16 protein-coding genes and 1 riboswitch are annotated in these 15598 nt (G+C 32.7%); of the genes, 1 reads left to right on the top strand and 15 read right to left on the bottom strand.

The features are described 5' to 3' along the window. The 13 genes from ACTHW2_RS00080 to ACTHW2_RS00020 all read right to left on the bottom strand — a co-directional run. On the bottom strand, window positions 1-599 hold a 599-nt coding region (locus tag ACTHW2_RS00080), incomplete at its 3' end, for a substrate-binding domain-containing protein (protein ID WP_442261672.1). Between the two features lie 48 nt (window positions 600-647). Beyond that, window positions 648-774, bottom strand: a riboswitch (molybdenum cofactor riboswitch). 166 nt (window positions 775-940) lie between these two features. Beyond that, the gene (locus ACTHW2_RS00075) at window positions 941-1174 is read right to left on the bottom strand and encodes a MoaD/ThiS family protein (RefSeq protein WP_442261671.1); all 234 of its coding nucleotides are present in this window, start codon (window positions 1172-1174) and stop codon (window positions 941-943) included. A gap of 5 nt (window positions 1175-1179) precedes the next feature. Next, entirely contained in the window at window positions 1180-3027 is a 1848-nt protein-coding gene (locus ACTHW2_RS00070; protein WP_442261670.1) for an aldehyde ferredoxin oxidoreductase family protein, read from the bottom strand. Between the two features lie 169 nt (window positions 3028-3196). Beyond that, a complete protein-coding gene (locus ACTHW2_RS00065; protein ID WP_442261669.1) occupies window positions 3197-4504 on the bottom strand; it encodes a sigma-54 interaction domain-containing protein in 1308 nt (435 codons plus the stop codon). 22 nt (window positions 4505-4526) lie between these two features. Beyond that, window positions 4527-5198 (bottom strand): HesA/MoeB/ThiF family protein, encoded by a 672-nt coding sequence (locus ACTHW2_RS00060; protein WP_442261668.1) that lies wholly within the window; start codon window positions 5196-5198, stop codon window positions 4527-4529. 125 nt (window positions 5199-5323) lie between these two features. After that, a complete protein-coding gene (fdhD, locus tag ACTHW2_RS00055; RefSeq protein WP_442261667.1) occupies window positions 5324-6106 on the bottom strand; it encodes a formate dehydrogenase accessory sulfurtransferase FdhD in 783 nt (260 codons plus the stop codon). Window positions 6107-6108: 2 nt separating this feature from the next. Beyond that, on the bottom strand, window positions 6109-6708 hold the full coding sequence (gene mobA, locus ACTHW2_RS00050) for a molybdenum cofactor guanylyltransferase (RefSeq protein WP_442261666.1): 600 nt from the start codon (window positions 6706-6708) through the stop codon (window positions 6109-6111). Window positions 6709-6716: 8 nt separating this feature from the next. Then, a complete protein-coding gene (locus ACTHW2_RS00045; RefSeq protein ID WP_442261665.1) occupies window positions 6717-7208 on the bottom strand; it encodes a MogA/MoaB family molybdenum cofactor biosynthesis protein in 492 nt (163 codons plus the stop codon). Between the two features lies 1 nt (window position 7209). Then, a complete protein-coding gene (locus ACTHW2_RS00040) occupies window positions 7210-7713 on the bottom strand; it encodes a ferritin-like domain-containing protein (RefSeq protein WP_442261664.1) in 504 nt (167 codons plus the stop codon). Between the two features lie 10 nt (window positions 7714-7723). Further along, window positions 7724-10402 carry a formate dehydrogenase subunit alpha gene (gene fdhF, locus ACTHW2_RS00035; RefSeq protein WP_442261663.1) on the bottom strand — a complete coding sequence of 893 codons (2679 nt, stop codon included), beginning with the start codon at window positions 10400-10402 and terminating at the stop codon, window positions 7724-7726. A 17-nt stretch (window positions 10403-10419) separates the two neighbouring features. Then, window positions 10420-11364, bottom strand: coding sequence for a 2Fe-2S iron-sulfur cluster-binding protein (locus ACTHW2_RS00030; protein WP_442261662.1), 945 nt, complete (start codon window positions 11362-11364; stop codon window positions 10420-10422). A gap of 14 nt (window positions 11365-11378) precedes the next feature. Then, entirely contained in the window at window positions 11379-12959 is a 1581-nt protein-coding gene (locus ACTHW2_RS00025) for an NADH-ubiquinone oxidoreductase-F iron-sulfur binding region domain-containing protein (protein ID WP_442261661.1), read from the bottom strand. Window positions 12960-12974: 15 nt separating this feature from the next. Further along, complete coding sequence (locus tag ACTHW2_RS00020; RefSeq protein WP_442261660.1) at window positions 12975-13460, bottom strand: NADH-quinone oxidoreductase subunit NuoE family protein; 486 nt, start codon at window positions 13458-13460, stop codon at window positions 12975-12977. A gap of 177 nt (window positions 13461-13637) precedes the next feature. On the opposite strand from ACTHW2_RS00020, the gene ACTHW2_RS00015 reads away from it, so the two are divergent. After that, on the top strand, window positions 13638-13922 hold the full coding sequence (locus ACTHW2_RS00015; protein WP_442261659.1) for a DUF1294 domain-containing protein: 285 nt from the start codon (window positions 13638-13640) through the stop codon (window positions 13920-13922). Here the strand turns inward: ACTHW2_RS00015 and ACTHW2_RS00010 are convergent. Beyond that, entirely contained in the window at window positions 13895-14608 is a 714-nt protein-coding gene (locus tag ACTHW2_RS00010; protein ID WP_442261658.1) for a gamma-glutamyl-gamma-aminobutyrate hydrolase family protein, read from the bottom strand. The two genes, ACTHW2_RS00015 and ACTHW2_RS00010, sit on opposite strands and share 28 nt — an antisense overlap. Before the next feature lie 16 nt (window positions 14609-14624). Next, a complete protein-coding gene (locus ACTHW2_RS00005) occupies window positions 14625-15389 on the bottom strand; it encodes a prolyl oligopeptidase family serine peptidase (RefSeq protein ID WP_442261657.1) in 765 nt (254 codons plus the stop codon). Between the last annotated feature and the right edge of the window lie 209 nt (window positions 15390-15598).

Raw genomic sequence — 15598 nt, 5'->3', positions numbered from 1 at the left:
CCCATACCAGAACCTGCTTCTACATACCATTGACCACTAGGTTCAACACCAGCAGCTTCCCATATCTTTAATTCTTTCTTATGTGTCCCAGAGTCATCTCCTCTAGATACAAATTCTGTTTCTCCAGCACTTATAGCTTTAAGAGCAGCTTCTATATCCTCAGGACTATCAGCCTTAATATTTAAGGGATCATCCTTAGGTCCTACTAATACGAAGTCATTATACATTACATCTCTTCTTTCAGTTCCTGAACCATCTGCTACAAATTCTTCTTCTGAATCCTTAGCATGTACAAGTAGTATATCTGCTTCTCCATTTCTACCATTTTCTAGTGCTTGTCCAGTTCCTACAGCTACAGTTTTTACTTCTATACCTGTTTCTTCTGTAAACTTAGGTAATAAAAAATCAAGTAATCCTGAATCTTGAGTACTAGTTGTAGTAGATAGAATAATAGTTCCCTTTTCTTCTGGAACATCATCTCCAGATACCTCAGTATCCGGTGTCTTTGGTGTTTCTTCATTCTTTGGTGTACAAGCTACCATAGCAATAGCTAGTAGAAACACCATCATCAATGTTAATACTTTTCTTATTTGTTTCATTTGTCTTATCTCTCCTTTAGTTTTTTATAAAAAAAGGCAACCCAAAAATAAGGTTGCCTTATTTTTCCTTTCCAAATGGGAGGCATATAGATTTCTCCATATACCCGTAGGCAGTAATCTCATGACTTCTTTCACCAATAGTTTTAGAGATTTGTGCTCGGAATATTAATATATGTAGATCTTGTTAGTTTTTCTAGTACTATTTATTTTAGTATATCATATTTTTTAGTATAGTCTATGTATAGCCACATTTTTAGTTAGGTATTTAGTATATTACTCCAAATGATCCTATATTTTAAAATACAAGAACTTCCTAACTCTTGTTAGGAAGTTCTTGTATTTTAGCCTCCTCCAACTGGAGGAAATAGTGACAAGACATCTCCATTTTTTAATTCTCTATCTACGTCACCATCTATACCATTTAATAAGATTAAACTCGCTTCTTCTCTATCTATATTGAGCTTATTTAGGATATCTAGTATATTAGTCTTTTCTGGAAGCTCAAAGAAATATTTCTTTTCTCTATCTTCCCTAAAGGTTGCAAACAATCTAATTTCTACATTTATCAAATGCATACCTCCTAATAGCTTAAAGCTTCTTCATTTGATCCATCTACATATTTACTATATTCTTCTAATCCCAATCTCTTTAATGTTTCTAAAGTAGGTACCCCTTCTTTATCCCATCCCCTTACTTGGTAGTACTCTGGAAGAAGTTCATCCAATTTATGAACATGCCCCTTTGAAGGTCCATGAGGTATAGGCTCTTCTACTAATCTTCTTGGAAGTTTATCATCTCTACTGCCAAATCCTTCACGTATATTAAATATCTTTTCAAGATTCCATATTCTTTCTCCTGCTTCAAGTAGACTATCATCTGTATGAACATCTCCTACAACAGCATTATACATCTCTGTATAGTCTGGTAATCCCAGTCCAAAAGTAGTAAAGACACAAAGACCTATTGAGTCAATAACAGCTGTTAAGTCTAAGAATATCTTTGTATAAGCTGCTTTTCCTTCTAAAGAGAATCTATCTAAGCTTTCAGGATATCCTAATATCTCTGGGCTTATCATATAACCCTTAATATGACATCCACCCCTATTATTTACTGCATAGGATAATCCATGTCCTTGAATTCCTCTAGGGTCATATGCAGGTAACTCTTGCTTTTTAACCGACATAGATATTTCTGGTGCACCATAATCAGTTGCTAGTCTAAATGAACCATCAGCTAGTTTACTTCCAAATCCTTCTCTGGTAGCCATCTTTTTAGTCCAACCTAATACCGCATCAGCATCTCCCCAGTTTAAACTAAGTCCATCTGCAGCGATATACTCATCCTTTATATATCCCCTTTGATATAACTCCATAGCTGCTGCTATAGTAGCACCTGCGGATATAGTATCTATACCATAATCGTTACAAATCATATTTGCCCTATTTATAGTTTCTAAATCATATAAACCACAGTCTGCACCAAAGGCCCAAATAGTTTCATACTCAGGTCCACCAACTACTGTTCCATCATCTAGTTTTACTACCCTACCACAAGAAATAGGGCATCTGTAACATCCAGATTTTTTTACTAAGTGATGTTCTGTTAATGACTCTCCTGAAATCTCATCCGCTTGTTCTGTATAAGCTTCTTGGAAGTTTTTAACTGGAAAAACTCCACTTTCGTTTATGATATTTACTAGAACTGCAGATCCAAATAAAGGAAGACCTTCTCCAGCAACTGGGTCCTTTACTAAAGTTGTAACTTTATCTCTAGATACTGCTTTAGTTCTTTCTGGATCAAATATAGGAACCTTATTACTTCCCTTAACAACAACAGCCTTTAGGTTTTTAGAACCCATCACAGCTCCTACTCCACCTCTACCAGCTGCTCTATCAATATCATTCATAATAGCTGCAAGTAAGGAAAGTTTCTCCCCTGAAGGCCCTATAGCCATAACATTAACCTTCTCATATTCTTCTTCAATAGCTTCCGTTGTTTCTGTAATAGTTTTACCCCATAAGTGTTTAGCATCTCTAATTTCAATTTTATCGTCTTCTATATATAAATAAACTGGTGAATCAGCTTTTCCCTCAAAAATTATTGCATCATGACCTGTAGTTTTAAAGGTTGCTCCCCAGCGTCCCCCTGAGTTAGCAATCGCTATGGTGCCAGTTAAAGGTGATTTTGTTATAACCATATACCTTCCAGATGTAGGAACTGGAGCACCAGTTAATCCACCTGCAGCAACTATTAATTTATTTTCTGGACTAAGTGGATCTGTCTTTGCAGGTACTTCATCCATCATAATTTTAACACCTACACCTCTAGCTCCTAAATATTTCTTCCCAAAATCAAAATCAAAATCTTCCCTTGTATATGTTCTATCTGTTAAATTTACTCTTAAAATCTTACCCATATAACCATACATATAAAATCCCCCTTTGAAATTTATGTAATTAACAACCCATCTACCTTATTATTATTAGTGCAATATACATGCCAAGTATAAAGAGGGCAGTTTAGGGGCCTAGATTACATATTTAAATTCCACTGTATCATAACAGTACAATATAACTGTTCCATTTTGGCCCATTGCCCTAAGATGGAACAGTTATATTGTACTTATCTATCTTATTGTATAAAGTATTTCTCCCTATTTGTAAAACCTTAGATGTTTTAGAAATGTTTCCATTATACAATTTCAGCATTTTTATAATATGACATTTTTCAAGCTCTTCTAATGAATAAATCTTGTCAGTTCTACTTGATTGGATGATTTCATTAGTTTCTTCATTAAAAAAGCTATCTGGTAGATATCCTAAATTGATTATGAGTTCTATTAGGTTTTCAAGTTCTCTAATATTTCCCGGCCAATTGTAGTCCATCATTTTATTTATAGCATGGTCATTTAATCTTACTTTGTTTTTATTTAATCTCCTAGATATCTTCTTCATAAAAAAGTTAGCTAAAGGCACTATATCATCTTTTCTTTTCCTAAGGGGTGGGATGGTTAAAGGAAGTACGTTTAATCTATAAAACAAATCCTCTCTAAATCTTCCCTCGGCTACTTCCTTTTTTAAGTTTCTGTTGCTAGCAGCTATAATCCTTATATCTACTATTGTTTGGTCTATACCACCTACTCTTGAGACTATTCCCTCTTCTATTACTCTTAATAGCCGTGTTTGGAGTTTAAGTGGCATTTCACCTATTTCATCTAAAAATATAGTTCCTTTGTCTGCCAGTTCAAACTTCCCCACTTGACCAGAGCTTTTTGCTCCTGTAAATGCTCCTCCTACATAACCAAACAACTCCGATTCTATTAGGTTTTCAGGAATAGCAGCAGAGTTAATAGCTATAAATGGCTTATTCTTTCTCATGCTTCTATTGTGAATAGATTGGGCAAATACTTCCTTACCCGTACCTGTTTCTCCACCTATAAGTACTGTTGATTTAGAATTAGAAATTCCCTTAGCAAAATCTATAAGCCCTAGAAAATCTTTATTTTCTGATATGATCTTATCGAAGGTATATATTGCTCTATTTTCTAAGATCTTATCTGAAAGTTTTCTCTCTTTCTTAATATCTTCAAATAAAAATATAAGGTCAAAATCTTTATTCTTTCTAAAATAAATAGCATATGCTGATATAGTAAGTCTAAGTTTGTTGCTCCTAGTATAGACATAGACCTCTCTCTCTCTTACTGGCTTCTTTAAAGATATATCCTCCCTCACCCTATCAAAGCCTTCAAATAAATTTGAAATATAAGTATTCAATAGTTCACTTTCCTTATATCCAAACATCTTTAATGTATGTATATTTATACTATTAATCATCCCATCATTACTTGTTATAACAGTTGGCAGTGGAATATGTTTATTTAAGTTATTAATATAATTATAATCCATCTTTTCACCTCTAAAGATCTTCTTATATACTTATCTTTTCAATCTCCATCTCCCTGACATCTATCACAATAAATTTATCTTCTAAATCTTCCTTGAAAATAGTCTTTAATAGAAAGTTTACCTGCAAGGAAGCTGTTACCATACAGGTCATGGGTAGGTTCCCTAACTCTTCATACTTCTTAGTTTCTCTCTTATCCTTTTTATATAATTTGTGTATAATTCTATTGTCTCTACTGGATATACCTACTTGTCCATGATATCCTCTTATAGCTCCATGAATTAGACTCAAGTCCATTTTATCACATAAGTCTTCTAGTAAAAGCCTGGTGTCTATAGAATCTAAACAGTCAACTACAGCATCTACACCTTCCAACATTCTATGGCTAGTTTCGTCTAATTTTTCACAAAAAACTTTAGCCTTAACCCTATGATCTATTTCTAAGGCCCTATTAAAGGCTTCCTTTGCCTTTTCCTTATCAAGGCTTTTTTCTGTAGCTAAGATTTGTCTGTTTAAGTTAGACTTATCAAAAACATCCTTATCTATAAGATTAAAATTTCTAACTCCAAGCCTTACAAGATTTTCTAAGACATATCCACCAAGACCACCAAGACCTACAATAGCGACAGATATATTTGAAAGTATCTTCTGCTCTTCTTTTGAAATTGATGAGTAATTCCTCTTATATCTTTCCATATTCTCTCCTATTTTTCATATTTATATATTCATATTCTTATACATTTTATTATATGTAAGAAAGGCAACCTCAACTAAAGGCTGCCTCTTCTAATTGTAATATCATGACTCATTTGACAGTAGTTTTAGAGAGTTAAGCTCGGAATGTTACTATATATATTAAGTTTTTCTCCTCTTACAAATCCTATAAGATTTATTCCTAGTTCTTTTGCCATATCTATGGCAAGACTTGTAGGAGCAGATCTTGATACTATTGTTGAAATTTCTATTTTTGCCGTCTTTATAAGTATTTCACTTGATATCCTCCCACTTGTAAAGATCATCTTGTCTTTAAAATCTATATTTCCCTTTAAAGCTTTTCCGATTATCTTATCTAGGGCATTGTGTCTACCTATATCCTCTTCGAATACAATCATTTTTTCTCCGTCATATAAACCGCAACTGTGAACTCCGCCTGTTTGTAAAAAAAGTTCTGATCTTTTATTAAAATCTCTCATGTTTTTCTTTATTATTTCAATATTTATTTCTAATGGATTCTTTATTTTTTTAGATTTAAAAGAATCTAATACATTATAAAATACAGTTCCCTTGCCACAACCTGATGTTATAGTTCTTTTCCCTTGAAACTTCTCTGCAAAGCTTTTTTTCCTTTTTAAGTCTATATAGACTATAGAAGCTTTTTCATCAAGAGATATATTTTCTATATCATCTAAACTATCGATAAAGCCTTCAGAAATTATAAAACCTATACTAAGTTCTTCTAGTGACTTAGGGGTACATAGTAGAGTTATTATCTCCTTATCATCTATAAATATGGTAAAGGGGTTTTCTACTACTAGGACATCTTTTTCATTTGTTTTCCTATCTTTATTTATTCTTAGTATATCATATTGTTTTGTGTATTTCATAGTTAACTACAGCTTTCTTTTTCAGCATTTAAAAATATTTCTAAATCATTTTGAGTATTTAAATTTAAAAACATATCCCAAGAGGGACTAAATTCTCTAGCATCTTTTTCTTCTATATAGTTTATATCTAAATCCATAAGAAGATGAGTTATAGATCTCTTTTTTGTTTTTAAATATTTTTCTATTGGCTTAACCATCTCTTTAGAATAAAAACTACAAAATGGTTCTATCCAATCTTTAAATCTTGTTGTAGATCCCATCTTAGAAGTATTTTCTTTCATATATCTTATATATTCTATATTGACATTTGGCATATCACAGGCCATGACAAAGGAATACTTGCTTTTTGCTTGCTTTAGTCCTGCATGAATACCACCAAGTGGTCCCTTTTCTTTTAATATATCCATAGTAATCTTGTGACTTAGACCTATATAGTGCTCTGGCTTATTTGTTACTATTATTATTTCATCAAACTCATTTTCAAGTTTAGATATAATACTATACATAAGTCTTCTTTTATCTACCTTTAAAAATTGTTTATCAAAGCCCATCCTTGAACTTTTTCCCCCTGCAAGTATTATACAAGTTCCAAATAATTTCATAAAATCACCTATTTTCTGGCACAGTCGTGCCTAGTATCTGTCAAAATCTCAAGTCCATGAAAAAGAGTATCAAGTATATAGTCTAAAGCTTCCTCTACGGCCTTTGGACTCCCTGGTAAGTTTACTATTAAAGTATCTCCTCTTATAGCAGATACCGCTCTAGAGAGCATAGCTCTTTTAGTTATGCTTAAACTGTAGCTTCTTATAGCTTCAGCTATACCATTTGCATTTTTGTCACTTACTTCTAAGGTAGCTTCGGGAGTTACATCTCTTTTGCTAAATCCTGTACCTCCACTTGTTAGAATGAGATTTACCTTTAACTTATCACTCATATCTATCATGGTTTTTTTTATCACTTCTTTATCATCTGGAATCATCTTATAACTTTCTACCTTATACTCATTTCTTTCCAATATATCTATTATAAGTTTACCTGATAAATCTTCTCTCTCTCCCAAAAATCCTTTATCGCTGCAAGTTATTACTCCAACTTTAAACATATTAACCACCCCAAGGTAGGTTCATATATTCTTTCATGAGCCTATTGTATTCTGTCTTGAATAGCTTCTCATGTCCAGCTTCCCATTTGGCTAGGGTTGTAAATACCTCTTTCATTTCTTCATCTTCAGCATTTTCAGCTACTCCCTCATAAAACTCCTTATAGTCTCTTTCAATTAAGTAAGCCATTCTAAGAATAGTTAAATCTGGTATATCTGACTGGTCTAAGGTGTATTCTATTTTTTCCGATTCTTCCCTAGACTTGAATATATCTATATCTTCTTCTTTTTCTAAAATATCTTTATCTACTTTAATAGTATTTGTCTCTAAATAAGTATGGAGTAGAGATTTTAAATATTCATAGTGCTCCATTTCTATATCAGCAAGTTCTTCGAACATTTTTTTGCTAGTTGTTTTAATAAATTTATCCTTGTTTTCTAAATAAAAGTTATGTCCATCTAATTCCATCTGCATGGCATATCTTAAAATACTTTCGTAGTTTTGCATTCTATCCCTCCTATGAAGTTTTCTCCATTCTGACTGCAGCTACTTTTAGCTCTGGTATCTTTGCTATGGCATCTAAACTATTATTAGTTAAATAGTTTGCTGCACCTTCTGCATAGTGAAAAGGCATAAATAGAACGCCTTCATCTATTATATCTGTAATTCTAGCAGTAGTTTCTATTTGACCTCTTCTAGAGCTTAATTTTACAATGTCTCCGTCTTTTATTTTCATCTTTCTAGCTGTTATTTCATTTATCTCTACATATGAACTTGGAGCTAGTGTATTTAATCCCTCTACCCTACCTGTCATACTTCTAGTATGGTAGTGGTAAAGTATTCTTCCTGTAGTAAAGGTAAATGGATATTCTTTATCTGGAAGCTCTGCACTCTTCACATACTCACAAGGCATAAATAATCCTACACCTCTAGCCATAGCTTCTTTATGAAGGAAAGGCGTTCCAGGATGGTTCTTATCAGTACATGGCCACTGAAGACCTAATGGATCCTCTTCTAGTCTCTTATAGTTTATACCCCCATACTGAGGCGTTACACTAGATATTTCATCCATTATGCTTGACGCATCTAAATATTTCTTTTTATATCCTACCTTATTCATTATCTCCATTATAATTTGCCAGTCAGGTTTAGAATCTCCAACAGGTTCTATAGCCTTTCTAACCCTTTGTACCCTTCTTTCAGTATTTGTAAAAGTACCATCTTTTTCTGCAAAAGATGAGGCTGGTAAAACAACATCTGCAAGCTCAGCTGTCTCAGTTAAGAATATATCTTGAACAACTAAAAAGTCTACATTTGTCAAAGATTTTTTAACATGATTTATATCTGGATCAGAAACCATAGGATTTTCACCCATTATATATAAAAACCTAATAGAGTCATCTCCACATCCATCCATTATCTCAGGTATAGTAAGTCCTACTTGTGTACTAAGTCTTGTATCCCAAGCTTTTTCAAATTTTTCTACTATTTCCTCTTTAAATACCTTTTGATATCCTGGCAAATCTGAAGGAAGTGCTCCCATATCACATGCACCTTGAACATTATTTTGTCCCCTTAAAGGATTTACTCCTCCAAATTCCTTACCTACGTTTCCACACATAAGAGCAAGGTTTGATACGCTCATAACTCCGTGAGTACCAGTACTATGTTGGGTTATACCCATAGCATAATAGATACCTGCTGTATTTGACTCTCCATAAATTCTAGCTGCTTTTACTATGTCTTCTTCTTTTACACCACAAATTTTTGCAACTCTTTCAGGAGTATATTCTTTTACAAGTTTTACTAGTTCTTCAAAGTTTTCAGTTTTTTCATCTATATATTTTTTATCATAAAGTTCTTTTTCTACTATAACATTCATCATTCCATTTAAAAGGGCTATATTAGTACCAGGATGTATCTGCATAAAGACATCAGCATAGTCAGCTAATTCAATCTTTCTAGGATCTGCAACTATAAGTTTTGCACCCTTTTCCCTAGCCTGCTTCATCATAGAACCTATAACTGGATGGTTTTCTGTAGTATTTGAACCTATTACAAACATGCACTCACTATCTTGTACTTCTTTTATAGTGTTAGTCATAGCTCCGCTTCCAAGTGTTGTTGCAAGACCTGCAACTGTGGAAGAATGTCAGAGCCTAGCACAGTGGTCAACATTATTTGTACCTATTACTCCTCTAAATAACTTTTGAAAAAGATAATTTTCTTCATTGGTACATCTTGCCGAAGAAAGACCCGCAAAGCTATCAGCTCCACTTTCTTTTTTTGTATTGCTTATCTTTTCTCCTATAAGTCTATATGCCTCTTCCCAGCTTGCTTCTACAAGTTCTCCATTTTTCCTTATAAGTGGAGTCTTTATTCTATCAGGATGAGATATAAACTTATATGCAAATTTACCCTTTACACACAAGAGACCTTGATTTACTGAATCAAAAGCAGGTTCTGCGCCAAGCACCTTACCATCATGTACCGTAAGATCTATTTGACATCCCACTCCACAATAAGAACAAGTAGTTCTTACACTTTCAGTTTCCCAATGTCTAAACTTTTCTAAACTTTTTGGGAGGAGTGCTCCAACTGGACAAACTGATACGCAGTTTCCACAAGAAACACATTCTGAATTTATAATTCCCTCTTGAAAAGGAGTAGCAACTATGGTATCAAATCCTCTATCTTCAAATCCTATAGCATGACTACATTGGAGCTCATCACAAACCCTTACACAAAGACCACACAGTATACATTTTTCTGGATCATAAAAGTAAAATGGGTTTGTGCTATCTATTTTACCTTGTCTGGTTTCTCCTTCAAATGTTCCATCTACTAAGTCATAATCATAGGCATAATCTTGAAGTTTACATTTACCTGATTTTTCACAATTTAAACACTCCATAGGATGATTTGAAAGAAGTAGGTCTAATACATCCCTTCTAGCATTTCTCACCTTTTCATTATCTGTAAAAATAACCATATCCTTTTTTATTCGTGTACTACAAGCAGTAACTAAGTTTTTAGCTCCTTCTACTTCTACTAAACACATTCTACAAGCTGAATGTGGAGTAAGTCTTTCATCATGACAAAGTGTTGGAATATCTATGTTTAGAAGTTTACAAACTTCTAATATAGTAGAATCTTTTTCTACTTGATAAGTATTATTATTTATTTTTATATTCATTATATTACCTCCTGACACTATTCATCTTCTAACAGGCCCATGTCTTTTAATAAATCCATCTTTTCCATAACTTCTTCAAGGCCTAGTGCTTGTTTCCAAGTCGTTTCTACAAACTCACCATCTATTTTTCTAAAAGGTTTTTCTGGATTATCTACGTTTATAAACTCTGTAGTAAGTCTTCCTCTTAAACATAGTGGTCTACCATTTGCAGGTTCCATAGCTTTAATAGCAACATTTTCTCCCTTACTTTTTGTAACCTCAAAATTACAACCATATTGGCAAGCTTTACATTTAACAACATGTTTTTGGCCTTCCCAACTTCTTACTTTTCCTAAGCTTCTCTTGTCTACTAAAGCTCCTACTGGACATGCTACAACACATCTATTACAAGATACACAAGAGGAGGTTTCTAATGTTTGATCTGCGTCTAATACTATTTTTGTATCATATCCCCTCTCGGAAAATGCCAACACTTGCCTTTCTTCTATTTGACTACAAGTTCTAACACATTTACCGCAAAGTATACATTTACTATCATCTTTTAATATATAAGGGCTAGAAGTATCTATTAAACGAGGCCTCATAGCCCCATCATGTTCTCTAAACTTTACATCATATTCATAAGAATACTTTTGAAGCAAGCACTGTCCAGCTTCTTGACAAGTAAGACAATCATTTGGGTGACTGTCTAAAAGAAGTTGCAAAATATCTTTTCTAACAGTATCAATTTTTTCTGAATGTGTATTTACTCTCATCCCTTCTTTTACCATTGTCGAACAGGATGTCTCCAGCTTATTTTTACCTTCTATCTCAACTACACATAGTCTACAAGCAGATACTATTTCTAAGTTTGGATCATAGCAAAGAGCTGGTATATCTATTCCAACTGTTTTAGCTGCTTCAAGAATTGTAGTTCCTGCTGGAACCCTTATATTTTTTTCATCAATTACAATATTAACCATAAAGTTCACCTCCATTAACTTCTAATTATAGCGTCTACTGGACATTTTTCTTGACATGCTCCACAGCTTATACATATGTCTTGGTCTATGATATGAAGTGCTTTTCGTTCTCCAGATATACAGCTAACAGGACATACCTTTTTACATTGTCCACACCCAATACATTTATCAGTGATAAAATATTCTAAAAGTTCTTGGCAACTTCCAGCCGGACATTTTTTATCTAAAATATGTGCTTCATATTCGTCTCTGAAATATTTAAGTGTACTAACTACAGGATTTGATGCAGTTTGACCTAGTCCGCAGAGTGATGCTGAGCTTATAGTTACAGATAACTTTTCCATAGTATCTATATCTTCTTTTTTGCCATTTCCAGATGTTATCTTTTCCAATAGTTCATACATTCTTTTAGTACCTTCTCTACAAGGAACACACTTTCCACAAGATTCATCTACTGTAAAATCCAAGAAAAATTTAGCTATATCAACCATGCAGTCTGTCTCGTCCATAACAACCATTCCACCCGATCCCATTATACTTCCAATACTTGCAAGTGACTCAAAGTCAACTGGCGTATCAATTAAATGTTCAGGTATACATCCTCCTGAAGGACCACCTGTTTGAACTGATTTGAATTTCTTACCATCTGGTATTCCTCCACCTATATCATAGATGATTTCCCTAAGTGGCATTCCCATAGGTACTTCTACTAGACCTGCAGTTTCAACCTTACCTACAAGAGCAAATACTTTTGTACCTGGAGATTTTTCTGTACCTATACTTGTAAACCAGTCTACACCTCTTTGGAATATTACAGGAACATTTGCAAATGTTTCCACATTATTTATAATAGTAGGTTGTTGCCAAAGTCCTTTATGAGCTGTTCTATATATCTTAGTTCTTGGCATACCTCTTTTACCTTCAATAGACTCTATTAAAGCTGTACCTTCACCACATACAAAAGCTCCAGCTCCAAGTCTTAACTCTATATCAAAGTTAAAGTCACTACCAAATATACCTTGTCCTAAAACCCCATACTCTTTAGCCTTTTCAATTGCCTCTTTAAGTCTTGTAACAGCTACAGGATACTCTGCTCTTACATAAATAAAGCCTTGATCAGATCCTATTGCATAACCTGTTATAGCCATTGCTTCAAGTACAGAATGAGGATCTTTTTCTAGTATAGATCTATCCATAAATGCACCTGGATCTCCTTCGTCTGCATTACAAACTACATACTTTTTATCTGACTTGTGTCCATATGCAGTGTCCCATTTTATACCTGATGGGAAACCTGCTCCCCCTCTTCCTCTAAGTCCTGAGTCTTTTACTATGTCTATAACTTCTTTTGGTGTCATATTATTAAGTATGTTTCTAAGAGAGAAATATCCATCCATTGCTATGTATTCCTCTATATTGGTTGGATCTATAATATCACAGTTTTTAAGAGCAATTCTTACCTGCTTTTCAAAGTAATCACCTTTAAGTCTTATTCCTTCTTCATCTATGATATATCCTCCCTTTTCAGTGAGTCTATCTTCTAGGGCCTTTCTATTTCTTTCTTTTATTTCTTCTAACATATCTAATGCAATCATAAATACACCTCCATTTTATCTATATTTGTCTAATATTCCTTTTATATCGTCCTTTTTAACATGTGGATATACATCATCATTAATAGTAAATACAGGAGCTAGTCCACAATCTCCTAAACATCTTGCTTCTATTATGGAAAATTTTAAATCTGGCGTTGTATCTCCATGCTTTATACCTAGTTCTTTTTCAATCGCTTCTAGGATTCCTTGTGCACCTTTAACATAACAAGCAGTTCCAAGACACACATTTATCTTATATTCCCCCATAGGAATAAAAGTAAATTGTGAGTAAAACGTTGCCACTCCATATATATCCGCAAGCGGTGTATTTGTTCTTCTAGAAATAAGCTGTAACATTTCTAGTGGAAGATAACCAAATATCTCTTGTGTTTCTTGCATAATAGGCATAAGGGCACCTGGACTATCTTTGGTCTCTTTGATAAAAATTTCTAAGTCTTCAATATTGTCCTTATTTTTTTCCTTTTCGAAAACAAATTCCATTAAAAAACCTCCTTATTTATTTATTATTATATATTTACTTATATAAGTACATATATATACATAATACTTTAAATTTGCATATTTTCCAAATATCGTTAATTTTCAGACAATGTTTGACACCTCCATATTTTAACTATATATTATTCTTATAGCATATAGTTAAATAGGAGGTTTTATATGGATTTATTAGAATCATTTTTATGGATTTATTTTCTTATTATAAATATGATAAGCTTTATTTGTTTTTATATGGATAAGAAAAGATCTAGAAAAAATATGTGGAGAATTTCTGAATCATTTTTAATAGGAATTTCATTTATAGGCGGATCTCTTGGATCCATGATAGGTATGAAAATGTTTCATCATAAGACTAGGAAAAAGAAGTTTATCTTTGGTATTCCTATTTTATTTTTAATTAATATCCTTACTTTATTTTATATAAAACAATTTTTAATAAAATAATTGAATATGTTTAAAAACTTTTCCTCTCTGATTATCATAGCTTCTGGGTGGAATTGTACTGCCAATATAAAGTTTTCATGGTTACTAGATTCTATGCCTTCTATTACTCCATCTGGTGATATTGAATTAACCTTTAATCCTTTTCCCAAGTCCTTTACACTTTGATGGTGTTGTGAGTTTACTATTATCTTTTCTTCTTTAAATATATTGAATAAATGAGTGTTTTTAAAGATAGTAAGGCTATGGTATCCTCCCTTTATATCAAAACTAGACATATGTCCATGAGCTTTTTCTATTTGTAAATCGATATCTTGATATAAGTTTCCACCTAAAGCTACATTTATAAGCTGTATTCCCCTACAAATTCCAAATATAGGTATTCTTTTTTTATAAGCTAACTTAAAAAGTTCCATTTCCATCTTATCTCTCATATAAGATATTTTTGTAGTTTGTCTGATAGGTTCTTCATTAAAAAGAAGGGGAGAAATATCTTCTCCACCTGTAAAAACAAGACCATCTATTCTTTTTAAAATTTCTTCTATATAGTCAGTTTCCTTTAAGTTTGGTATTATAATTGGAACTCCTCCAGATTTTTCTATAGCATCTATATAAGTATAGTTTAACTTATTTTGATTAGTCCCCTTTACAATTTTATCTCCGCTAGTAAGTCCAATCAAAGGTCTCATAAGAATCATCCCCTAATTAAATAAAGAAATTAAACCATTTTACGGTCTCCTCTAACATATTTGTAGAAACAATATGATTTAAATTATTATATTCAATTAAGTGAATCTTGTTCTTGTCTCTATATTTTAAATAAGCAGTTTTATAAAAATCTTTTTGACTTCTTATATCTACTACACTATCGGCTCCTCCATGAAGCATTAAAATTGGCCTATCTATTAATTTTTCTAAATTGTTCATAGGATCTACAAGGTTTATTTTTTCCTCTTCTTCCTTAAGCCAGTCTGGAAGTTCCCCTTGGACAAGCTCTTTAAATATAAAATTAGCACCCTTCCAATTTGCTGAACCATTCAATATAGAAAGTGCTTTTATTTCATTATTATAGGTAAAAATACCACCTGCAGAAAATCCTCCCATTGAGTTTCCACTTACCCCTATTTTTTTCTCGTCAGCATTGAAGTTTTTTACCATATAATCTCTTATTTCTTTATATTCATCAAGATTTTTAAGAATTGTAGGCCAAAAGTATTTTATAACTTCTTTAGGATTTTCATAGTCTACAATTCCTCTTTCTCCATGGTTAATAGAATCTGGAAGTATAACCTGATAGCCAAAGCTTGCAAGAATCATCCCTCTCATAAGCTGGATTTCTTTTGAAGAACTCCACCCATGATAAAACACTATAGTTTTGTAAGGTTTTTCAGTATATTTTGGTAGAAGCCTTATTACTGGTATGTCTCCTATTTTATGATTTTCTCTTTTTATAAAATTTGATTCTAACACAAAACTCCTCCTTTTTTCGTTTATCCTTTATTTTTAACGATTATATATACTTATTTTACATAATTGATTGCAATAAATCCTAATCTTCCTCTTTTCTTATACAAAAAAAGATCTTTCGACTAGGCTCAAAATGACAAGTATTTTGTCATTCTGAGTTTACGAAGAATCTTTCTTTTACTTTTTATCGTTTTATACCATTTATCATTGTC

The organism is Tissierella sp., from assembly GCF_052089545.1.
In the GTDB taxonomy this organism is placed as follows: domain Bacteria; phylum Bacillota; class Clostridia; order Tissierellales; family Tissierellaceae; genus Tissierella_A.
The sequence above is the reverse complement of the archived record's forward strand: the minus strand, read 5'-3'. Positions and strand labels throughout refer to the sequence as shown.